This is a genomic window from Synechococcus sp. CCY 0621 (assembly GCF_019038465.1).
In the GTDB taxonomy this organism is placed as follows: Bacteria; Cyanobacteriota; Cyanobacteriia; order PCC-6307; family Cyanobiaceae; genus Cyanobium.
Map to the genome: position 1 here is coordinate 64,937 of NZ_JAFKRH010000014.1, position 20,114 is coordinate 85,050.

The window sequence follows — 20,114 nt, forward strand, 5'->3', positions numbered from 1 at the left end:
AGTTGGCCCTCACTCTGGCCGCTGGGCTCCATGGGTGGGGGGCTGGGGCCATGTCCGGATCCCAGTGGCGACGGGCACAGCGAGAATCGGGCCAGCGGCGGAGCGAGGCAGCGCCCATGATTCGGCATATCGACCACGTCACGATCGTGGTGAGGGACCTGGCGGCGGCCCGGCGCTTCTTCGGCCTGCTGGGCTTCGTCGAGGACAAGGCCGTGCTGATCAGCGGGCCCCAGTTCGCCGACTACATGGGGGTGGAAGGCATTGAGGCGGACCACGTGACGCTCGTGCTGGCAGGGGCCACGCCGCGGCTGGAGGTGCAGCTGCTGCACTACCGCCACCCGGACCCCCTCCCCGAGCCGGCCATGGACAACCTGGCCCGGGTGGGGTTCAACCACATCTGCTTCGCCGTCGACGACCTGGAGGCCACGGTGGCCCGGCTGCAGGCCGGTGGCGTCGCGCTCCGCAACGCGGTCATGGAGTTCCACCACCGCAAGCTGGTGTTTCTCCGCGGTCCGGAGGGCATCACCGTGGAGCTGGCGGAATGGAAGGGGGGCGCCGCCCCCTAGCTGGCGACGGCCAGCAGGGCATCCAGGCGGCCCTGGCGCTCCAGGGTGTAGAGGTCGTCGCACCCCCCCACATGGGCGTCGTCGATGAAGACCTGGGGCACGGAGCGCCGACCGTCGCTGCCCCGGGCCACCATCGCGTCGCGGGCTTCCTCGTCGCCGTCGATCACGTATTCCTCGTAGGCCACGCCCTTGCGGTCCAGCAGCTGCTTGGCCCGGATGCAGAACGGGCAGAAGCGCCAGGTGTAGATCTCGACCTTGGGCATGGAGGGCACACGGGGTGGGGCGGAATGGATTGATTCTGTCGAAATGGCGGCCCGCCGTCCGTCATGGAGATGACGCAGGCCCTTCGGGAGTGTGTCCCCCACCAACCTATTGAGTCCCCACCATGCAGTACGCCGTTCTGATCTACGAAAGCGAGCAGGACTTCGCCGACCGTCCCGGCCTGATGCCGGCCTATGCCGCCTACTCCCGGGCCCTGGCCGAGGCCGGCCACATGGCCGGTGGCGAGGCCCTGCAGCCCACCCACACCGCCACCACCGTGCGCCTGCGCCATGGGGAGCGGCAGGTGCAGGACGGGCCCTTCCCAGATAGCAAGGAGCAGCTGGGCGGCTTCTTCCTGATCGATGTGCCCGACCTCGACGCGGCCCTCACCTGGGCCGCCCGCTGCCCGGCGGCGGAGCGCTGCGCCGTGGAGGTCCGGCCCGTGCTCGCCATGGAAGCCCCCTGAGATGGAGGGGCGGCGGGCGGCGGAGCTGGCGGCACGCCAGTCCTTCGGCAAGCTGGTGGCCTGGCTCACCGCCCGCTGCGGCGACGTGGCGGCGGCGGAGGACGCCCTCGGCGATGCCTTCCTCGCCGCCCTGCGGCGCTGGCCCAGCGAGGGGGTGCCCCGGGCCCCCGAAGCCTGGCTGCTGGTGGTGGCCCGGCGGCGTCTGATCGACCGGGCCCGCCGCGACCGGACCCTGGAGCAGCTGCTGCCCGAGCTGGACGCCGCGGCCCCCGGCCTGGATCCGGAAACGCCTGAGAACGCCATGGAGATTCCCGACGAGCGGCTGCGGCTGCTGTTTCTCTGCGCCCACCCGGCGATCGATCCGGGCCTCCAGGCCCCGCTGATGCTCCAGACCGTCCTGGGCCTCACCGCCAGCCGCATCGCGGCGGCCTTCCTGGTGGCGCCGGCCACCATGGGCCAGCGGCTGGTGCGGGCCAAGGCCAAGATCCGCGACGCCGGCATCCCCTTCGTGCTGCCGGACGTCGAGGCGCTGCCGGCCCGCTCGGCGGCGGTGCTGCAGGCGATCTACGCCGCCTACACCACCGGCTGGAATGGCGAGGGCGGCGACGCCCGTAACCGGGGGCTGGCGCAGGAGGCGGTGCTGCTGGCGCGGCTGTGCGCCGCCCTGCTGCCCGAGGAGCCGGAGGCCCGCGGCCTGCTCGCCCTGCTGCTCCACTGCGAGGCGCGCCACGGGGCCCGGCGGGCCGCCGACGGCAGTTACGTGCCGCTGCTGGAGCAGGAGCCGGAGCAGTGGGATGCCGCCCTGATCGCCGAAGCCGAGGCGGCCCTGACCGAGGCCTCGCAGGCGGGCCGGCCCGGGCGCTTCCAGCTGGAGGCGGCGATCCAGTCGCTCCATGCCCACCGCGCCGTCAGCGGCGCGGTCGACTGGCCGGCCCTGCTGGGGCTCTACGACGCCCTGCTGGCCTTGGCCCCGAGTGCGGGGGGCCGGGTGAGCCGGATCGCCGTGCTGGCCGAGCTGGCGGGCCAGGCCGTCGCCCTGGCCGAACTGGACGTTCTGGCGGCCGCCGAGCCGGCCCTGCGGGAGCACCAGCCCTGGTGGGCGCTGCGTGCCCACCTGCTGCAGTGCACCGGCCAGGCCGGCGCGGCCCGGCAGGCCTACCGGCGCGCCATCGCCCTGACGGACGATCCGGCCGTGCGAGCGTTCCTGCGGCTACGGGCAGACACCTATGCGCTCTGATCTGCCCGGTGGCCTGACGCCCTACAAACGCACGCCCACCTTCGACGCCGAGACCGTGCCGGCGGGTCTGCGGGCGCAGCACAGCACCCGAGCGGGGGTGTGGGCCCGGGTCGTGGTGCTGGAGGGCTCGCTGCCGTTCCGGTTCCTGGAGCCCCACGAGGAACTGGTGCTGCTGACGCCCGAACGGCCCGGCATCGTGGCACCCACCCAGCGGCACCAGGCCGAGCCCGGCCCCGGCGTGCGGTTCTACGTGGAGTTCCACCGAGCGGAGCCGCCGCTCCCGTCGGCGCCTCAGACCGCCTGACGCGGGCGGATGCCGTACTTACGACGCACCTCCTCCAGGGGCAGGGGGAAGTCGTCCCAGGGATCCCAGTCGCTGATCAGGTCGCGGGTAACGCCGAGGCCGTGCTCCAGGCCGCGGAAGATCACCTCCGGATCGGCCTGGCCGGTTTCGGCCGCCGTCACCGGGGTCGAGCCGATGCCCAGCTGGAACTGGGCCAGGGCGAACAGGATCGTGAAGAAGGGGTCGTTGCGGCCGAAGCCGGCCTGGAAGCCGAGCACACCGCACTCTTCGCTCGCCGAGGTGCCGTAGCCGCCGAGCACGTGGCAGCAGTCGTGGCGCACCACCGGCGGCGGCGGCCCGCCCAGCTCGCCGGGAACGCTGAAGCCGTTGGCATCGATGAAGGCCAGGTAGGCCCGGCCGAGGCTGCCGTGGGGCAAGTCCGCCAGGGCCCGGTACCGATGGGCGAGGGCGGGATCCTCCCGCTTCAGGATCGAGCGGGCGATCTGCAGGGCGCCGGCGGGGCCCTCATCGCGCAGGTAGGCCGCGGCGGCCCCCCGCTGGAAGCTGCGGCGGGCGATGTCGAGGCGTACCAGGTTGAACTGGTGCTCGAGCACGTGGCGGAACGCCTGCACCGGGGCAGCATCGATCTGCAGCGCCCGGGCCGTGGCCTCCAGCCGGGCAAGGCGGGCCTCACCGGGCTCGTCCTCGAGCAGGGCCAGCACGGTCATGCCGCGCAGGATCCGCTGACGCCATTCGCTCTCGGGCACCGCCGCCGCCAGCTGCTCCGGCGTGAGAGGGGCCAGCGAATCGAGGGGGATGGGCAGCCGGATCAGGTGGTCCCGGATGGCGGTGATCGTGCGCAGGGCGATCGGGCTGGGAGGCCCGCCCTCGGCGGCGATGGCCAGCAGGCTGCCCAGGCCGGCCCGGCCGATGGCCTCGCGGCGTTCCGGGGGCGGTTGCGCGGAGAGGAGCGGGCCCATGGCTGAAATGTAGGCGTTCCGCCTGAGGGAGGCCCGGACCGACGTCAGGCGCTAGTCGCTGGGGTCCTGAGGGTCCACGTCCTGCCAGAACCCCCACTTGCGTCCATGCCGCTCGCGCAGTTCCGCCACGTAGGCCCGGTGGGTCGGGTGCTCGCCGTAATCATCAATGGCGGCGTCGAGCAGGGCGCAGCTGTGCAGGTGCTGGGCGGCGTACCTGTAGCGCTTCACCCGGGCGTGGTCGAGGGCGAAATCGATCATCCGTCGCAGCAGCAGGCTGGCGGCCAGGGGATGGCGGCCGGCCAGCCGCTCGGCGCCGGCATTGAACAGCTCGAAGCTCTCCCCATCCCACTCGCTGTGGCGCCGCAGCACCAGGGCGGCGGCCTCGGAAACCGCGGGCCACTGCAGCAGGAAGGCCAGGGCCTGCAGGCCGCTGGGATGGTCGGCAGCAAGCGCTAGGGCCCGCTGCTCCGCCTCCACGTCCTCGAAATCCGGCAGTCGCCTGAGGTAGGCGCGCAGCTGGTCCAGCGAGAGCGAGCGCTCGAAATGGCTCCAGCGGCTGGCCTGGGCCTCCTCCGTCCTCCCCAGGGCCTCGAGCGCTTCGATGCGGGACTGCTCCCAGGCCTCGTCCACCCAGCGCCGGCCAGCGGTGTCCGCGTCATTCAGCAGCGCCAGGGCCTGCTCGGGCCGCCCCGCGGCCAACAGTCGCCGGGCCATCTCGGCCGCGATCGCCGGCTGCCGGCGGGCGCGGGCATCGAACGTGGCCAGGTAGGCATCGACGTCGCCGCGGGCGTCAGCAATGGCCTGCAGGGCCAGAGTTGAGCTGCTGTAGCTCACGTCGGGGCCGATGGCGGCGAGCTGTTGCTGCAGGTACGCCAGCCCCGCCTCGCCCAGGGCCGGCGCCAGCAGCGTGATGAGATTGTCGTACTGCCCGTAGCCGTTGTCATGCACTGCTTCGAGGCAGCGCTCGCCCAGGGCGATCGGATCCATCTGGCTGGCTCTGGCAAGTCGGGCCAGATCGTCGATGGCCCGTTCGAAGACGGCGCCCACCGTGCCACTGCTGTCGTCACAGCGCTCGTAGATCCCATCGGCAAGATCCAGGAAGCGCCAGAGCAGCTCCACCGCTTCGGCGGCGGAGGCTTCGGCGATCGGCCCGGTGATCGCGCAGCGCTGGCTGTCGAGGTCGGCCACGAGGGCCTTGCGCTTGCGCCAGTCCACGTAGGTGGTGGAGCGGGCGATGCTGGCCAACCGCTTGCGAACTTCCCTCGCGGCCTCCGCCGGGCTGCTGCCCGCCGCCAGCGCCAGTCGCAGCTGCCGTTTGGCCGCGGCATTGCCGCTGCTGAGCTCGATCAGCAGCTCCGCCAGGCGCCTGGCACCGAGGGTTTCGAGGTTCTGGGCGTTGAGGGTCAGCTTGCTGGCCAAAGCGCACCGCCGTCGGGGTAGTGGCGTTGCTCCATCGTGGCGCCCGGATGGGCCTCTGCTGCGGCAGGGAGCACCGGTCCACCTCACCTTGTCCCTGCCCAGGGTGGAGCCCGAGGCCCCTCTCCTTCACCCGCTCCTGTTCGACGTCACCGACAACGACTCCCGCCTGGCCGCCATGGCTGAACGCGATGCCGCCCTCGCCGGCGCGCCCCAGGTGGGCCTCGTCAACAATGCCGGCTTCGCTGTCCAGGATCCACTGGAGGAGGTCCCGCTTGATGCTCGGGTGCGGCAGTTCGAGGTCAACCGCCAATGTCGGAAGCATCGGCGGACGGCTCGCCCTCCTGTTCAACCGTGAGGGTGCCTGGTCGGCGACGCACGCCTGTTGGTCTCGCCCGCGCATCCGGAGTCGCGGCGGGTGCGCCGTATCACCACTTCATGGCTCCCACGGTCTCAGGGGGTCACCCCAGCTCGAAGCGGTCCAGGTCCATCACCTTGGTCCAGGTGGCCACGAAGGCACGCACGAAGCGATCCGCGCCGTCGGCGGCGGCGTACACCTCGGCGATCGCCCGCAGCTGGGCATTGGAGCCGAAGATCAGGTCGACGCGGCTGGCGGTCCAGCGCAGGTCGCCGGTATGGCGGTCGCGGCCCTCGAAGCTGTCCTCCGCCTCGGAGGTCGCCGTCCAGGTGGTGCCCATGTCGAGCAGGTTCACGAAGAAGTCGTTGCTGAGGGTCTCGGGGCGATGGGTGAAGACCCCGTGGCGTGACTTGCCGTGGTTGGCATCGAGCACCCGCAGGCCCCCCACCAGGGCGGTCATCTCCGGGGCGGTGAGGGTGAGCAGCTGGGCCCGATCGATCAGCAGCTCCTCGGCGGCGGCCGGCAGGCCCGGCCGCAGGTAGTTGCGGAAGCCGTCGGCCTTCGGCTCGAGCACGGCGAAGGAGGCCACGTCCGTCTGCTCCTGGGAGGCATCCATGCGCCCGGGGGTGAAGGGCACCGCCACCGCGTGGCCCCCCCGCCGGGCCGCCTCCTCCACCGCGGCGCAGCCGCCCAGCACGATCAGATCGGCCAGGGAGATGCGTTTGCCGTCGTGGTGGGAGCCGTTGAAGGCCTGGCGGATCGCCTCGAAGGTCTCCAGGGCCCGGGCCAGCTTGGCGGGCTGGTTCACCTCCCAGTCCTTCTGGGGGGCCAGGCGCAGGCGGCCGCCGTTGGCGCCGCCGCGCTTGTCGGAGCCGCGGAAGCTGGCGGCCGCGGCCCAGGCGGTGGCCACCAGCTGGGAAACGGGCAGCCCCGCCGCCAGGATCCGCCCCTTGAGGGCGGCGATGTCGCCAGCGTCCACCAGGGGATGGTCGACGGCGGGGATCGGGTCCTGCCAAGGCATCACCTCCTCCGGCACCAGGCTGCCCAGGTAGCGGGAGCGGGGCCCCATGTCCCGGTGCACGAGCTTGAACCAGGCGCGGCGGAAGGCCTCCGCCAGCTGCTCGGGGTTGGCATGGAACCGCCGGGAGATCTCCAGGTAGGCCGGATCGACCCGCAGGGACAGATCGGTGGTGGCCATCATCGGCGCGTGGCGCTTCGACGGGTCGTGGGCATCGGGCACGGTGTCCGCCGCCGCCGGATCGGTGGGCCGCCACTGCCAGGCCCCGGCCGGACTCTTCTCCAGCGCCCACTCGTAGCCGAACAGGTTGTCGAAGTAGCCGCCGTCCCACTGCACGGGGTTGGCGGTCCAGGCGCCCTCCAGGCCGCTGGTGGTCGTGTCGTCACCCTTGCCGCTGCCGAAGCGGTTGCGCCAGCCCAGCCCCTGCTCCTCCAGGCTGGCCGCCTCGGGTTCCGGCCCCACCAGGTCTGGATCACCGGCCCCGTGGCACTTGCCGAAGGTGTGGCCCCCCGCGATCAGGGCCACGGTCTCCTCGTCGTCCATCGCCATGCGGGCGAAGGTCTCGCGGATGTCCCGGGCGGCGGCGAGGGGATCGGGTTCGCCGTTGGGCCCCTCCGGGTTCACATAGATCAGCCCCATCTGCACGGCACCGAGCGGATCCTCCAGCTCGCGGTCGCCGCTGTAGCGCTTGTCCCCCAGCCATTCGGTCTCCGGGCCCCAGTCGATGTCGATCGGCGGCTCCCACACGTCCTGCCGGCCCCCGGCGAAGCCCAGGGTGGGCAGGCCCATCGATTCAATGGCGCAGTTGCCCGCGAAGATGATCAGGTCGGCCCAGGAGAGGGCGCTGCCATACCTCTGCTTGATCGGCCAGAGCAGCCGCCGCGCCTTGTCCAGGTTGCCGTTGTCGGGCCAGCTGTTGAGGGGGGCGAAGCGCTGGGTGCCGCAGCCGGCGCCGCCGCGGCCGTCGTGGATCCGGTAGGTGCCGGCGCTGTGCCAGGCCATGCGCACGAAGAACGGCCCGTAGTGGCCGTAGTCGGCCGGCCACCAGTCCTGGGAGCTGGTCATCAGCGCGAACAGGTCCTGCCGCAGGGCCTCCAGGTCGATGGTGCGGAACGCCGCGGCGTAGTCGAAGCCGCCGCCCATGGGATCGACCAGGGGCGAGTGCTGATGCAGCACCGCCAGGTTCAGCTGCCGCGGCCACCAGTCCCGGTTGGAGCGAGCCCCGGCCGTACTGCCGCGGAGTGTGCCGTGCAGGAAGGGGCATTGGCCACCGGAGTTGGCACCGGCCTCGGGGGAGAGTCCTTCCATCCGCCGCTACTGCGTAGGTTCCGAATGTAGGAGTGGGATCGAGATCAAGAAACCGGACGTCCTGGAGACACCCGGGTGGATCGGCTCACAATGAGACCAGCCCGTGCGTGCCATTCGGCGCCCCCATGACAGCCCCTACCCGTGCCGCCGGATCGACGACCGGGTTTCTGGAGGAATCCCCAGGCAACCGGTCCGCCATGCGGTTGATGTGTCTGCTGGCCCTGCTGGCATCCATCGGCTTCGCCGCGGTCACCATGGTGCGCAGCGCGCCGATGCTGACCAGGGATTCGTCCGGCCAGGAGACGCTCACCTCCCCGCCCCGGGACGACACCGGGATCGTCATCAGCTTCGCCTTCCTGTTGGCGGCCTTCGCCCCCAAGGTGCTGCAGAAGTTCGCCGAGCAGCGCCTCGGTGACCTCAAGAGCTCCGGCCTGCGCGAGCTGGTGCTCGACGCTGTCTCCGGCTCCATGGACCGCCAGCCCGCTGCGGCCGCCACTCTCACTCCCACTCCAACGGAAGATCCCCGCCTGCGTCCGTTGCTGGAGGAGGTGGAGCGGCTGCGGGCCGAGATCGAGCGAAGCCGCACCCCGATCCAGGTCAGCGCAGCCACCCCCGTGCCTCCGCCGGCCCCGGCCCTGACGCCCCTGGAACGGATCCGGCTGGGGGGAAGCCTCTGATGCCGTACATCACCGCCCGCCAGGACGCGGGGCTCAGCCCCAGCCCCGCCGCCGCCGATGCCGATTCCTATGTGGCGGCCGGCTCCCGCATCGCCGTGGCCTGGGTGCGGCCGGCCCCCGGCACAGACCTGGCGATCGTGCGATTGGCGGGGCCCTACACCTGTCCTGGGGGCACGGTGCCGCTGCCGGACGGCGAGCAGCGTTATCTCAACCCCGTGCGCTTCATCGTTCCCGATGACGCCTGGCTGCCGGCGTCCGGCGGGGGGGCGCTGCCCCCGGAGGTGGCGGAGCTCAACCACTACTACGAAGGCTGCCGGCTCCAGGCCTACCCCGATCCCCGCACCGGCGGTGCCCCGATCACCATCGGCTGGGGCAGCACCTTCTACCAGGACGGCTCCCCGATCCGGCTGGGGGATGTGATCACCCAGGAGCAGGCCGACGCGCTCTACGGGCACAACTGCCGCGAGCGGTTCTGGAAGGTGCTCGAGGCCACGATCCCCTTCTGGGCGGAGATGGGGGATCGGCAGCGGGCCGCCCTCTGCAGCTTCGCCTACAACAACGGCGCCCATTTCCACGGGGATGGGTACCACGACACCCTGGATCGGCACCTGCGGGAGCGCCGCTGGGGGGCCGTTCCCGCGGCCCTGATGCTCTACCGCAATCCCGGCGAGACGGTGGAGGTGGGGCTGGGCCGGCGTCGCCGGGCCGAGGGGCTGGTGTGGGGCGGCATGGAGCCCCCCGCCGCCTGCGCCCAGGCGGAGCGGGAGATCCGCACCCCGGCCGACTGCGAAGCCTGGGAGCAGCGGCTGAAGCAGGAGGTTGATGCTCCGGCCGCTGCAGCGGCCCGAGCCATGCCGGTGCCAGAGCGGGCGGCCGCCCCCCCCTCCCTCACCCTGCCCGGTCTGGTGGGCCCGAAGAAGACCCCCCAGGACTTCGGCTTCAGCGGATCCGACAGCCATGTGGTGGTCAATGACGTCAGCGAGACGGCCCGGGCCTATGACGTGGAGGGCCGGCTGCTCTGGGAGATCCCGGCCCTGGCGCGCGGTCAGGGCCGGGAGGACCAGTACCGGGACACCTCCACCGACACGCCGCCGGGCGTCTACCGGATCGCCAAGAAGGTCTACCGGGACTACGAGCAGGATCCCAGCCCCACCTACTCCGCCGACCGCTGCAGCTATGGCTGGTACAGCTTCGATCTGGAGGATCTGGAGATGCAGGAGCGGCGTTTCGGCCGGGCCGGGATCATGGTGCACGGCGGCGGCACCGCCTGCGGCTGGCCCGGGGCCTGGGCGCCGCGCCAGCCCCTCCACGCCACCCTGGGCTGCGTGCGGCTGCACAACGAGGATCTGCGCGACAGGCTGCTGCCGCTCGTGGAGAAGGGAACCGTCTACGTGTCGGTGTACCAGGAGGCCTGAGCCAGCCGCCATACGCTCCCTGTCCAGCCATCGGAGTCCCCATGGCGACCGCTGACCTTCTGTTCCTCGGGTCCGGCGTCCTGGCTGCCGGTGTGGGCGGGGAGCTTTTCGTGCGTGGCGCCGTGGGCCTGGCCCACTGGGCACGCCTCTCACCCGGGATCGTCGGGGCCACGGTGGCGGCCTTTGCCACATCCAGCCCGGAGTTGTCGGTGGCGACCATGGCGGCGCTCGAAGGCAAGCCCCAGATCGCGCTGGGGGATGCCCTCGGAAGCAACGTTGTCAATGTGGCCCTGATCCTGGGCCTCACGGTGGCGATCTCAGTCCAGCGCATGCCTGCGGAGAGCGCCCGTCGCGATCTGCCGGTGGCCTTGGCCGGCCCGCTGCTGACAGGGCTGTTGCTTCTCGACGGCAGCCTCTCGCGGCTGGATGGCGCCCTGCTTCTGGTTGTCTTCCTTCTTTGGATGACGGGCGTGGTGCTGGAGGTGCGTCGGCAACGCAGCGTCGCCGAAGTGGTTCGGGGGGAGCGGCGCGGGTGGACTGCCGTCCTGTTCTGTGTCGTCGGCCTGGGGCTTCTGCTGGTCGCCGGGAGGCTGGTGGTGCTGGGGGCCCGGGGTCTTGCCCAGTCCTTCGGCATCGATGCCTTCCTGGTTGGCGCCACCCTTGTGGCGATCGGCACCTCGATGCCGGAGCTGGCCACGTTGCTGATCGCGACGTGGCGGGGCCACGCTGAGGTCGGCCTGGGCACGATCCTCGGCAGCAACATCTTCAACGGGCTCTGGGTGGTGGGCGTCGCCGCCACCATCACCCCGATCGCCGTACCGGTCCAGGAGGTGCAGCTGGTCCTTGGCTTCGGCCTCGCGGCGCTGTTGCTGCTGATCCTCCCCAAAGGGTCTGACATCCTGCAACGCCGGCGCGGCTGGCTGCTGCTGACCTTGTACGGCGTTTATGTCCTGGCGATCGTGCGTGGCCGAGGGCTGATCGGTTGAGGTTTTGCGGACTGTGGTACGCCCCTACCCTGACGGCAAAGCCATGGCTCCGGCATGCCCACCTCCTTCGCCCTGATGCTCCTGGCGCTCCTCGACACGACGCCGCGGCTCGCCGAGGCCCAGCCCCAGGGTGGGGAGCTCAGCCCCCGGGAGGAGTTCATGGTGATGGTGGGCGTGGGCTCCGGTTACATGAGTGCCCTCTGCAACCTGGAAAAGGACGGCTTCATCTCCACCGCCACCCGCGCCAAGCTGGCCCAGGCGCAGCTGGACATCATCAGCGGCGATCCCTCCACCAAGGACGACCTGGAAGGGGTGCTCGCCGGCATGAAGGGCGTGGAGGAGGACAAGGACCTTTGCCCCAGCCAGGTGCTGCCGCTGCGCCGCAAATGAGCCGCCACGGGGGACGCTGATGGAGCCGCGCGAACGCCTGGCCAAGGTGTTGCCGGGCCTGGCGCAGCTGCTGGGTTACCAGCGCAGCTGGCTGCGGCCCGATCTGCTGGCCGGTGTCACGGTGGCCGCCTACCTGGTGCCCCAGTGCATGGCCTACGCCGAAGTGGCCGGTCTGGCCCCGGTGGCGGGGCTGTGGGCGATCCTGCCGCCGCTTCTTCTGTATGCCCTGCTGGGGTCATCGCCCCAGCTCTCGGTGGGGCCCGAGTCCACCACCGCCGTGATGACGGCCGCTGCGGTCGGGCCGCTGGTGGCGGGGGACCCGCTCGCCTACGCCGGCTTCTGCAGCCTGCTGGCCCTCCTGGTGGGACTGGTCTGCTGCGCCGGCGCCTGGGCCCGGCTGGGGTTCCTGGCCCATCTGCTCTCCCGGCCGATCCTGGTGGGCTACCTGGGCGGCGTGGCCCTGATCATGATCGGCGGCCAACTGGGCCGGATCAGCGGCATGAAGCTGCAGGCCGACTCCAGCCCCGCCCAGTTGCTGGAGCTGCTGGGCCGGCTGGGGGAGATCCACCGGCCCACCCTGCTGCTGGCCTTCGGGGTGCTGGTGTTCCTGTTGCTGGTGCAGCGCCGCTTCCCCCGGGCCCCGGGCCCCCTGCTGGCGGTGCTGCTGGCGATGGCGGTGGTGGCGGTGGGCCACCTTGATCAGCGCGGCGTGGCCGTGATCGGCGCCATTCCGGCCGGACTGCCCCAGCCGGCGCTGCCGCCTGGGGTGTCGCCGGCCCAGCTGCGCTATCTGCTGACGGCGGCGGTGGGCATTGCCCTGGTTGGCTATTCCGACAACGTGCTCACGGCCCGGGCCTTCGCCGCCCGCGGCGGGTACCGCATCGATGCCAACCAGGAACTGCTGGCTCTCGGCGCCAGCAACCTGGGCAATGGCCTGATGCAGGGCTTTCCGGTCAGCAGCAGCGGCAGCCGCACCGCCATCGGTGACTCCCTCGGCAGCCGCTCCCAGCTGTTCTCCCTGGTGGCGCTGGCCGTGGTGCTGGCGGTGCTGCTGTGGCTGCGGCCGGTGCTGGCTCTGTTCCCCACGGCGGCGCTGGGGGCGATCGTCATCTATGCCGCCCTGCGCCTGATCGACATCCCCGAATTCCTGCGGCTCTACCGCTTCCGCCCCAGCGAATTCCGCCTCGCCCTGATCACCCTGGTGGGGGTTCTGGCCACCGACCTGCTCACCGGCGTGGCGCTGGCGGTGGGGCTGTCGGTGATCGATCTGTTCGCCCGCCTGGTGCGCCCCCACGACGCCGTCATGGGGATCGTGCCCCGTCTGGCGGGCCTGCACGACGTGCGCGACTGGGAGGGGGCGCGCACCATCCCGGGGCTGGTGCTGTTCCGGTTCGATGCCCCGCTCTGCTTCGCCAACGCCGAGCATTTCCGCCAGCGGGTGCTGGAGACGATCGCCGCCGAGTCCCAGCCCGTGGCCTGGTTCGTGCTCAATGCCGAGGCCATCGTGGAGATCGACATCACGGCGGCCGACGTGCTCCAGGAGCTGCAGCGGGAGCTGACCGCCCGGGGCATCACGTTCGCGCTGGTTCGGGTCAAGCAGGACCTCTATTCGCAGCTCGAACGGGCCGGCCTGGTGGAGAAGATCGGGGCGCGCCTGTTCTTCCCCACCCTGCCCACGGCGATCGCGGCCTTCCAGGCCAGGGTGGTCCCGGCGCCCAGCCCATGAACGCCGCTCCCGAGCGCCACCTCCTGATCCTGGCGGGGGGCGGCCACAGCCACGTGCTGGTGCTGCGGCGCTGGCTGATGCGCCCGCGCACGCGGCCGCCCCACACCCGCATCACCCTGGTGAGTCGCCACGGCACCGCCCTCTATTCGGGCCTGCTGCCCGCCGTGGTGGCCGGGCTGGAACCCCTGCAGGCCGCCGCCATCGACCTGCGCCGCCTCTGCATCCTGGCCGGGGTCGTGTTCGTGCAGGCGGAGATCACCGGGCTGGATCCGACGGCCCGGGAGCTGCGGCTGGCGGGCCGTCCGCCCCTGCGCTTCGACCGGCTCAGCCTCGATCTGGGCGCCGTGACCGCCACCTCGGCAGGGTCGGCGGGGGAGGCGATGGCCGTCAAGCCGTTGGAGCCCTTCCTGGCCTGGGCGGAGCGGCGCAACGCCGGCGAACCCCTGGTGATCCGGGGGGGCGGGGCCGCCGCCGTGGAGCTGGCCCTGGCCTTCCGGGCCCGGGGGATCGCCTGCGAGCTGCTGCTCAAGGGGGAGTCCCTGCACCTGGGCTCGGGGGCGGCGAACCGGGCCGGCGAACGGCTGCTGGCCCAGGCCGCCATCCCGATCCGACGGCGGGCCCCGGCGGAGGCCCCGGCCGATCTGGCCTGCACCGGCAGCCGCGCCCCCGCCTGGCTGGCGGCCGCCGGCCTGCCGGTGGACCCCGAAAGCGGCCGGGTGCTGACCCACCCCAGCCTGGCGGTGATCGGCCATCCGGCCCTGTTCGCCAGCGGCGACTGCGGCCTGATCGCCGCCGATCCCCGGCCCCCCTCGGGGGTGTGGGCCGTGCGGGCGGCCCCGGTGCTGGCGGAGAATCTGCGCCGCAGCCTGGCCGAGCCCGCCAGGTCGCTGCGGCCCTGGCGGCCCCAGGCGCGGGCCCTGCAGCTGCTGGGCGACGGCGGCTGGCAGGCCGATGGCCCCCGGGCCCTGGCCTTTTTCGGGCCCGTGGCCATGGGGCCTTCAGGCTGGATCTGGCGCTGGAAGCAGCGCATCGACCGGGCCTTCATGGCCCGCTTCGCCGCCCTCCAGCCGATGGCCGCGGCCGCCATGGTCTGCCGTGGCTGTGCCGCCAAGCTGGGGGCCGCCCCCCTGGCTTCTGCCCTGGCCAGGCTTGACCCTGGCGGCCGGGCGCCGGCGCCGGAAGACGCGGCCCTCGTGGCCACCTGTGTCGACGGCAGCCTGCTGCTGCAGAGCGTCGATGGTTTCCCCGCCCTGGTGGACGACCCCTGGCTGAACGGCCGGCTCACCACCCTGCATGCCTGCAGCGACCTCTGGGCCAGCGGCGCCGCCGTGGACAGCGTGCAGGCCCTGGTGACGGTGCCGGAGGCGGCGGCGTCCGTGCAGGAGGAGCTGCTGCTGCAGACCCTGGCCGGGGTGTGCTCGGTGCTGGAGCCCCTCGGGGCCGCCCTGGTCGGCGGCCACACCCTGGAGGGTCGCGACGGGGCGGGGCTCGCCCTGGCCCTGACCGTGAACGGCCGCGTGGCGCCGGCGGCCCACTGGGGCAAGGGGCCGCTGCGCCCTGGCGATGTCCTGCTGCTGAGCCGGCCCCTGGGCAGCGGGGTGCTGTTCGCCGCCGCCATGGCCGGCGCCGCCGCGCCCGCCTGGATCGAGGCGCTGCTGGGGGCGATGCAGCGCAGCCAGGCGCCCCTGGTGCCGCTGCTGGCCGCCCACGGCTGCCGCGCCTGCACCGACATCACCGGCTTCGGCCTGCTGGGCCACCTCGGCGAGATGCTGGCGGCCAGCGGCGCGGGGGTGGCGGTGGAACTTGAGGCCGCCGCCATCCCCGCCTATGACGGCGCCCTGGAGCTGCTGGAGCGGGGTTACGCCAGCACCCTGGCCCCCGCCAACGCCGCCGCCCTGGCCCTGCTGGAGGGTCCCGTGCGGCTCGCGGCATCGGCCGCCCTGGCGGGGCTGCTGATCGATCCCCAGACCTGCGGACCGCTGCTGGCGGCGCTGCCGGCGGCGGCGGCGCCCGCGGTCCTGGCGGCCTTGCCAGCCGCCGGCTTCGGGGCGGCGGCGGTGATCGGGCGGGTGGTCTAGCTGGAGGGGGGCTGCTGCAACGTCACCAGCCCCCGGCTGATCAGTTCGCGGGCGGCCTCCGGCGCCGCCAGACCGCCGAGATCCACCGCCGAACAGACATGGCCATCGAGGTCGTGGTCGTAGCAGCGGTCGTAGTAGTCGAGCATCTGCCGGCAGGCGGTGGCCCAGTCGCCCTGCTCGATCGCTTCGAGGGCCAGGGCGGTGCGCTGGGGTCCCAGCCGTTTGGCGATCCGCCGGGTGGCCTCCGCCAGGGCGAGGGGATCCTGGGCTCCGTAGATCGCCACCAGATGGGCCACCCGCTCCTGCAGGGGCCGCTCCACCGCCAGCACCGGCGCGGCCTTCATCTGGCGCCACAGGCCGGCGGGAATGCGGCAGCGGCCCACCATGGCGCTCTCGGCCTCCAGCCAGATCTGTTCCGCCCCGGCCAGGGGGGCCAGGGCGGCGGCCAGTCGGTTCTCGTAGTGCTCGCTGCTGGGCTGCTCCGGCAGCCCGAGCCCGCCGAAGCTGCTGCCGCGGTGGTGCGCCAGCCCCTCCAGATCCACCACCGCCGCCCCCAGCCCCTGCAGGGCCAGCAGCAGCTCGGTCTTGCCGCTGCCGGTGCGTCCCCCCAACAGCCGCACGGGCCAGGGCCGCTCGAACAGCTCCAGCACCCAGCGCCGGTAGCTCTTGTAGCCCCCCTCCAGCAGCAGCACCGGCAGCTCCAGCTGCTGGGCCAGCCAGGCGACACTGCCCGAACGCATGCCGCCGCGCCAGCAGTGCAGCCGCAGGGGCGCCCCGGCCGAGCGTTCTCTCCAGGCCAGCAGTTCGGCGGCCAGGGCTTCCATCCGTGGACCCACCAGGGCCAGGCCCCGCTGCACGGCGGCCTGGCGGCCCTGCTGCTTGTAGAGGGTGCCCACCTCGGCCCGTTCCGCGTCACTGAACAGGGGCAGGTTGGCGGCCCCGGGGATGTGGCCCTGGCGGAACTCGGCCGGCGTGCGCACGTCGAGCACCGCGCCGCCTGCCGTCAGGAAGGCATCGATGGGAAGGCAGGGCGCCATGGGGCTCGCGGCAGGGACGGGGGCGTCTGGCGATGACGAAGGCCGGGGGTCGGCACCCACCTGATGGCCATAGTGGAGCAACGGCCGACACCCCTAGCCCTTCCCGATGCATCTCCGGATCCGCTCCACCGCCAGCGCCGCCCTGATGGGGGTGTCGCTGGCGCTGCTGCCGCTGCTGGCGCCCCCCGCCGCCCCCCTTCCCGGCCTGCTGGCTCCGGCGGCGGCCCAGCAGAGCCAGAAGGTGCTGCGCATCGGAGCCATCCCCGACCAGAAGCCCGAGACGCTCAACCGGCTCTACCCGCTGGTGGCCAATGAACTCAGCCGTCAGCTGGGGGTGAAGGTGGTCTACGTGCCGGTGGTCGACTATGCCGCCGCCGTCACCGCGTTCCGCACCGGTGGCCTGGATCTGGTCTGGTTCGGCAGCCTCACCGGGGTGCAGGCGCGCCTGCAGAAGCCCGGCGCCGTGGTGATCGCCCAGCGCGACATCGACGCGTCGTTCCAGAGCGTCTTCATCGCCAACACCAGCAGCGGCCTCAAGCCGATCAGCAACGTCAAGGGGCTGGCGGAGCTGAAGGGCAAGCGCTTCACCTTCGGCTCGGAGAGTTCCACCTCCGGCCGCCTGATGCCCCAGTTCTATCTGAATCAGGCCGGGGTCAAGCTGAGCGACTTCGCCGGCGGTGCCCCCGGCTTCAGCAGCAGCCACGACGCCACGATCGCCCTGGTGCAGAGCGGCGCCTACCAGGCCGGCGCCGTCAGCGAAGAGGTCTGGCGCAGCAGCCTCAGCGAGGGCAAGGTCAACCGCGCCAAGGTGGTGCCGATCTGGAAAACCCCCGGCTATCCCAACTACCACTGGATTGCCCAGCCCGATCTCGACAAGCGCTTCGGCAAGGGCTTCACCGCCAAGATGAGGTCGGCGATCCTCAGCTGGCGCCCCACCAACCCCAGGCAGAAGGAGGTGCTGGCGTTGTTCGGCGCCCAGCGGTTCATCCCCGCCAATGCGGCGGCCTACAGCCCCATCGAGAAGGTGGGCCGTCAGATCGGCAAGATCCGCTGATCCCCCTCGGCCGCTGGCACCGCCGCAGCACCGGGGCCGCCGGGCTGGCCCTGGGCCTGGCCGCCCTGCTGGGGGCGCCTGGGGCCGCGGCCGCCAGCGCCTGTGTGCCCGCGGGCGCCTGGGTGGAGCCCAGCGCCGCCGGTCCCCGCACGGTGGCGGCGAGCGAGCTGCTCGATCGCCTGGCCCGGCGTCCGGTGGTGCTGCTGGGGGAGCGCCACGACAGCGCCGCCCACCACCGCTGGCAGCTGGCCACGCTCCAGGCGCTGCAGGAGCGCAGCCCCGGCCTCAGCCTCGGCCTGGAGATGGTGCCGCGCCGGCTGCAGCCGGTGCTCGACCGCTGGGTGGCCGGGACCCTGGAGGAGCGCGCCTTCCTCGACGCCCTCGACTGGCCGGCCATCTGGGGCTACGACGCCGACCTCTACCTGCCGATCCTGCGCTTCGCCCGCGACCGGCGCGTGCCGCTGCTGGCCCTGAACGTGGAGCGCCGGCTGGTGCGGCGGGTGCGGGCCGAGGGGTTCGCGGCGGTGCCCGCCAGCGAGCGGGAGGGGGTGGGGCGACCGGCCCCGGCCAGTGCGGCCTACCGGGCCCAGCTGCACCGGCTCTGGCAACACCATCCCTTCCTGCCCAGCAAGGGCCAGGGGATGCCGGGGCTGGAGGATCCCTCCTTCGGCCGCTTCGTGGAAAGCCAGCTGCTGTGGGACCGGGCCATGGCCGAGGCCATCGCCGAGCAGCGCCGCCGGCGCCCCGGGGCCCCGGTGGTGGCCCTGATCGGCAACGGCCACCTGGCCGGCGGCCACGGCGTGCCCCATCAGCTGCGGGCCCTGGGCCTGGTGGAGGCGGCCTGGCTGCTGCCCTGGGAGGACAACCTCGACTGCGCGGTGCTGCAGCCGGCTCTGGCGACGGCGGTGTACGGGGTGGTGACGCCACCGCCGGCGGGCCTGCGGCTGGGGGTGTACCTGGAAACCCACGCCGGCCGGGTGGAGATCCGCCAGGTGGCCCCCGGCTCGCTGGCGGAGCGCTCCGGCCTGCGGGTCGGCGATGGGATCACGGCGATCGACGGCCAGCCGGTGAGCAATGCCCGTCAGGTGATCGAGCGGGTGGCCGCGCACCCCGTGGGCCGGCCCCTGGGCCTCACCCTGCGGCGGGCGGGGCAGCCCCTGCAGCTGCAGCTGGCCCTGCCGTAGGGCCTCACCAGGGCAGCAGCTGGCCGTTGGCGTGCCAGAAGGTGCCGCTCGTCTCCAGGCTGAGGGCGTCGATGCGGGCCAGCAGGCCGCGCACGGACTCCTCGGGGGTGATGGCCTGCGTACTGAAGCCCGTCATGCGGGTGCGCACCAGGCCGGGGTGGAGCAGGGCCACCGCGATGCCGCGGGGGCGCAGGTCGATGGCCAGGGACTTGCCGGCCATGCAGAGCGCCACCTTCGACATCCGGTAGCCGTAGGCGCCGCCGGAACTGTTGTCGTCGATCGAGCCCATGCGGCTGGTCATCAGGATCACCTTGGAGCCCTGGCTCAGATGGCCCAGCAGGGCCTGGGTGAGCCGCAGGGGGGCGATGGCGTTCACCTCGAACTGGCGCCGCAGGCTCTCGACATCGAGGTTGTCCAGGCTGGTGCTCTCCAGCAGGCCGGCGTTGAGGATCAGCACGTCGATGGAAAGCGGGCCGAGCCGTTCCACCAGGGCGTCGATGGCGGCCTCGTCGGTGAGGTCGATCCCCGCCTCGATGCGGACCCCCAGGCTCTCCAGCTCCGGCGACGGGGTGCGGCAGACCGCCACCACCGTGTCGCCCCTGGCCTGGAGCTGGCGGCAGTACTCCAGGCCGATGCCGCGGTTGGTGCCGGTGATCAGAACGGTGGCCATGGGGACGGGGTGGTGGTGCGACGGCTGGCTGGATCGTATGGGGCTCAGCCCTCCTCCCAGCGGAACCCCTGGTCCTCCCAGGCCCTGGGGTCCTCGATCGGCTCCAGGTGGGTCAGCACATCGCTGCGGGGCAAGGCGACGGCGATCTCCTCTTCCAGCCGCTCGCAGAGGTCATGGCCGGCCTGCACGGTCCAGCGGCCCGGCACCAGCACGTGCAGGGCGACGAAGCGGCGCGAACCCGCCACCCGGGTGCGCAGGGCATGGAAGCGGATCTCCTCCGATTCATGGGAGGCCAGCAGCGCCTCCAGCTTCTCCTGTTCGTCGATGGGCAGCGAGCGGTCGAGCAGGCCGGTGGCCGTCTCCCGCAGCAGATTCCAGCCGGTGAGGGTGATGTTGAGCGCCACGGCGATGGCGATCAGCGGGTCGAGGATCGTCAGGCCGGTGAGCTTCACCAGGCCGATGCCCAGCAGCACGCCGGCGGAGGTCCAGACGTCGGTGAACAGATGGTGGGCGTCGGCCCGCAGGGTGATCGAGTGGAAGTGGCGGGAGGCCCTCAGCAGCACCCAGGCCACCACGCCGTTGAGCAGGGTGGCCACCAGGGAGAGGGCCATGCCCAGCCCCAGCTGCTCCAGGGGCTCAGGAGCCTGCAGCCGCCCCACGGCGGCGTGGATGATCGCCAGGGCCGCCAGCACGATCAGCACACTCTCCAGGCCGCTGGAGAAGTACTCGGCCTTGAAGTGGCCGTAGTGGTGGGTGCGGTCGGCCGGCTTGGCCGCCAGGCTGAGGGCCCAGAAGGCCCCCAGGGCCGCCACCAGATTCACCCCGGATTCCATCGCATCCGAGAGCAGGCCCACCGAGCCGGTGTAGCGCCAGGCGGCGGTCTTGAGCACGATGGTGGCCACCGCCGCCGCCACCGACAGAAGGATGTAGGCGCGGGCCGACGCGAAGATCATGGAAACGGACCGGGAGGCCGGAGCAGGATGCCGCCCGGCCATGCTCGCCCA

General features: G+C 72.4%; 20 protein-coding genes. 13 read left to right on the forward strand and 7 right to left on the reverse strand.

What is annotated here, in order from left to right:
• Window positions 1-116 precede the first annotated feature (116 nt).
• The gene (locus tag KUG43_RS04205) at window positions 117-566 is read left to right on the forward strand and encodes a VOC family protein (protein WP_216906415.1); all 450 of its coding nucleotides are present in this window, start codon (window positions 117-119) and stop codon (window positions 564-566) included.
• Here the strand turns inward: KUG43_RS04205 and grxC are convergent.
• Complete coding sequence (grxC, locus tag KUG43_RS04210) at window positions 563-829, reverse strand: glutaredoxin 3 (RefSeq protein ID WP_216906417.1); 267 nt, start codon at window positions 827-829, stop codon at window positions 563-565. The genes KUG43_RS04205 and grxC overlap by 4 nt on opposite strands.
• 122 nt (window positions 830-951) lie before the next feature.
• On the opposite strand from grxC, the gene KUG43_RS04215 reads away from it, so the two are divergent.
• Genes KUG43_RS04215 through KUG43_RS04225 form a run of 3 tightly spaced genes read left to right on the forward strand, consistent with a single transcriptional unit; the run spans window position 952 to window position 2,834 of the window.
• On the forward strand, window positions 952-1,293 hold the full coding sequence (locus tag KUG43_RS04215) for a YciI family protein (RefSeq protein WP_216906419.1): 342 nt from the start codon (window positions 952-954) through the stop codon (window positions 1,291-1,293).
• 1 nt (window position 1,294) lies between these two features.
• Entirely contained in the window at window positions 1,295-2,530 is a 1,236-nt protein-coding gene (locus KUG43_RS04220) for an RNA polymerase sigma factor (RefSeq protein WP_216906420.1), read from the forward strand.
• On the forward strand, window positions 2,520-2,834 hold the full coding sequence (locus KUG43_RS04225; protein ID WP_216906422.1) for a TehB family protein: 315 nt from the start codon (window positions 2,520-2,522) through the stop codon (window positions 2,832-2,834). Before KUG43_RS04220 ends, KUG43_RS04225 begins: the two co-directional genes overlap by 11 nt.
• On the opposite strand, the gene KUG43_RS04230 is transcribed toward KUG43_RS04225, so the two are convergent.
• The gene (locus KUG43_RS04230; RefSeq protein WP_216906423.1) at window positions 2,822-3,793 is read right to left on the reverse strand and encodes a hypothetical protein; all 972 of its coding nucleotides are present in this window, start codon (window positions 3,791-3,793) and stop codon (window positions 2,822-2,824) included. The genes KUG43_RS04225 and KUG43_RS04230 overlap by 13 nt on opposite strands.
• 51 nt (window positions 3,794-3,844) lie before the next feature.
• Window positions 3,845-5,212, reverse strand: coding sequence for a DUF6880 family protein (locus KUG43_RS04235; RefSeq protein WP_216906425.1), 1,368 nt, complete (start codon window positions 5,210-5,212; stop codon window positions 3,845-3,847).
• 88 nt (window positions 5,213-5,300) lie between these two features.
• Between KUG43_RS04235 and KUG43_RS04240 the strand changes: the two genes are divergently transcribed.
• Window positions 5,301-5,567 (forward strand): hypothetical protein, encoded by a 267-nt coding sequence (locus KUG43_RS04240; RefSeq protein WP_216906427.1) that lies wholly within the window; start codon window positions 5,301-5,303, stop codon window positions 5,565-5,567.
• 103 nt (window positions 5,568-5,670) lie between these two features.
• On the opposite strand, the gene katG is transcribed toward KUG43_RS04240, so the two are convergent.
• On the reverse strand, window positions 5,671-7,893 hold the full coding sequence (katG, locus tag KUG43_RS04245; RefSeq protein ID WP_216906429.1) for a catalase/peroxidase HPI: 2,223 nt from the start codon (window positions 7,891-7,893) through the stop codon (window positions 5,671-5,673).
• A 125-nt stretch (window positions 7,894-8,018) separates the two neighbouring features.
• On the opposite strand from katG, the gene KUG43_RS04250 reads away from it, so the two are divergent.
• Genes KUG43_RS04250 through selD form a run of 6 tightly spaced genes read left to right on the forward strand, consistent with a single transcriptional unit; the run spans window position 8,019 to window position 15,165 of the window.
• Window positions 8,019-8,570 (forward strand): hypothetical protein, encoded by a 552-nt coding sequence (locus tag KUG43_RS04250; RefSeq protein WP_216906431.1) that lies wholly within the window; start codon window positions 8,019-8,021, stop codon window positions 8,568-8,570.
• Entirely contained in the window at window positions 8,570-9,985 is a 1,416-nt protein-coding gene (locus KUG43_RS04255; protein ID WP_216906433.1) for a glycoside hydrolase family protein, read from the forward strand. The genes KUG43_RS04250 and KUG43_RS04255 overlap by 1 nt, the downstream gene beginning before the upstream one ends.
• 41 nt (window positions 9,986-10,026) lie before the next feature.
• On the forward strand, window positions 10,027-10,971 hold the full coding sequence (locus KUG43_RS04260) for a sodium:calcium antiporter (protein ID WP_216906435.1): 945 nt from the start codon (window positions 10,027-10,029) through the stop codon (window positions 10,969-10,971).
• A gap of 54 nt (window positions 10,972-11,025) precedes the next feature.
• Window positions 11,026-11,361, forward strand: a complete 336-nt coding sequence (locus tag KUG43_RS04265; RefSeq protein WP_216906437.1) for a hypothetical protein — start codon at window positions 11,026-11,028, stop codon at window positions 11,359-11,361.
• A 19-nt stretch (window positions 11,362-11,380) separates the two neighbouring features.
• On the forward strand, window positions 11,381-13,087 hold the full coding sequence (locus KUG43_RS04270) for a SulP family inorganic anion transporter (RefSeq protein WP_216906439.1): 1,707 nt from the start codon (window positions 11,381-11,383) through the stop codon (window positions 13,085-13,087).
• Entirely contained in the window at window positions 13,084-15,165 is a 2,082-nt protein-coding gene (selD, locus tag KUG43_RS04275) for a selenide, water dikinase SelD (protein ID WP_216906441.1), read from the forward strand. The genes KUG43_RS04270 and selD overlap by 4 nt, the downstream gene beginning before the upstream one ends.
• On the opposite strand, the gene mnmH is transcribed toward selD, so the two are convergent.
• Window positions 15,162-16,202: a tRNA 2-selenouridine(34) synthase MnmH gene (gene mnmH, locus KUG43_RS04280; RefSeq protein WP_216906443.1), complete on the reverse strand. Its 1,041-nt coding sequence runs from the start codon at window positions 16,200-16,202 to the stop codon at window positions 15,162-15,164. The genes selD and mnmH overlap by 4 nt on opposite strands.
• A 106-nt stretch (window positions 16,203-16,308) precedes the next feature.
• On the opposite strand from mnmH, the gene KUG43_RS04285 reads away from it, so the two are divergent.
• Both KUG43_RS04285 and KUG43_RS04290 read left to right on the forward strand, forming a co-directional pair.
• Complete coding sequence (locus tag KUG43_RS04285) at window positions 16,309-17,256, forward strand: putative selenate ABC transporter substrate-binding protein (RefSeq protein WP_216906445.1); 948 nt, start codon at window positions 16,309-16,311, stop codon at window positions 17,254-17,256.
• A gap of 104 nt (window positions 17,257-17,360) precedes the next feature.
• Entirely contained in the window at window positions 17,361-18,440 is a 1,080-nt protein-coding gene (locus KUG43_RS04290) for a ChaN family lipoprotein (protein ID WP_216906447.1), read from the forward strand.
• Window positions 18,441-18,444: 4 nt separating this feature from the next.
• Here the strand turns inward: KUG43_RS04290 and KUG43_RS04295 are convergent, their stop codons facing one another.
• Window positions 18,445-19,110, reverse strand: coding sequence for an SDR family oxidoreductase (locus tag KUG43_RS04295; RefSeq protein WP_216906449.1), 666 nt, complete (start codon window positions 19,108-19,110; stop codon window positions 18,445-18,447).
• 44 nt (window positions 19,111-19,154) lie between these two features.
• Complete coding sequence (locus KUG43_RS04300; RefSeq protein WP_216906451.1) at window positions 19,155-20,063, reverse strand: cation diffusion facilitator family transporter; 909 nt, start codon at window positions 20,061-20,063, stop codon at window positions 19,155-19,157.
• Window positions 20,064-20,114: the final 51 nt, after the last annotated feature.

What these genes read in the sequence shown, in the direction of transcription:
- KUG43_RS04250 (WP_216906431.1), top strand. Translation starts at nt 8,019, where the DNA reads ATGACAGCCCCTACCCGTGCCGCCGGATCGACGACCGGGTTTCTGGAG.
- KUG43_RS04220 (WP_216906420.1), top strand. Translation starts at nt 1,295, where the DNA reads ATGGAGGGGCGGCGGGCGGCGGAGCTGGCGGCACGCCAGTCCTTCGGC.
- KUG43_RS04270 (WP_216906439.1), top strand. Translation starts at nt 11,381, where the DNA reads ATGGAGCCGCGCGAACGCCTGGCCAAGGTGTTGCCGGGCCTGGCGCAG.
- KUG43_RS04300 (WP_216906451.1), bottom strand. Translation starts at nt 20,063, where the DNA reads ATGATCTTCGCGTCGGCCCGCGCCTACATCCTTCTGTCGGTGGCGGCG.
- KUG43_RS04265 (WP_216906437.1), top strand. Translation starts at nt 11,026, where the DNA reads ATGCCCACCTCCTTCGCCCTGATGCTCCTGGCGCTCCTCGACACGACG.
- KUG43_RS04225 (WP_216906422.1), top strand. Translation starts at nt 2,520, where the DNA reads ATGCGCTCTGATCTGCCCGGTGGCCTGACGCCCTACAAACGCACGCCC.
- KUG43_RS04215 (WP_216906419.1), top strand. Translation starts at nt 952, where the DNA reads ATGCAGTACGCCGTTCTGATCTACGAAAGCGAGCAGGACTTCGCCGAC.
- KUG43_RS04295 (WP_216906449.1), bottom strand. Translation starts at nt 19,110, where the DNA reads ATGGCCACCGTTCTGATCACCGGCACCAACCGCGGCATCGGCCTGGAG.
- KUG43_RS04255 (WP_216906433.1), top strand. Translation starts at nt 8,570, where the DNA reads ATGCCGTACATCACCGCCCGCCAGGACGCGGGGCTCAGCCCCAGCCCC.
- KUG43_RS04230 (WP_216906423.1), bottom strand. Translation starts at nt 3,793, where the DNA reads ATGGGCCCGCTCCTCTCCGCGCAACCGCCCCCGGAACGCCGCGAGGCC.
- KUG43_RS04205 (WP_216906415.1), top strand. Translation starts at nt 117, where the DNA reads ATGATTCGGCATATCGACCACGTCACGATCGTGGTGAGGGACCTGGCG.
- KUG43_RS04260 (WP_216906435.1), top strand. Translation starts at nt 10,027, where the DNA reads ATGGCGACCGCTGACCTTCTGTTCCTCGGGTCCGGCGTCCTGGCTGCC.
- grxC (WP_216906417.1), bottom strand. Translation starts at nt 829, where the DNA reads ATGCCCAAGGTCGAGATCTACACCTGGCGCTTCTGCCCGTTCTGCATC.
- KUG43_RS04285 (WP_216906445.1), top strand. Translation starts at nt 16,309, where the DNA reads ATGCATCTCCGGATCCGCTCCACCGCCAGCGCCGCCCTGATGGGGGTG.
- mnmH (WP_216906443.1), bottom strand. Translation starts at nt 16,202, where the DNA reads ATGGCGCCCTGCCTTCCCATCGATGCCTTCCTGACGGCAGGCGGCGCG.
- katG (WP_216906429.1), bottom strand. Translation starts at nt 7,893, where the DNA reads ATGGAAGGACTCTCCCCCGAGGCCGGTGCCAACTCCGGTGGCCAATGC.
- selD (WP_216906441.1), top strand. Translation starts at nt 13,084, where the DNA reads ATGAACGCCGCTCCCGAGCGCCACCTCCTGATCCTGGCGGGGGGCGGC.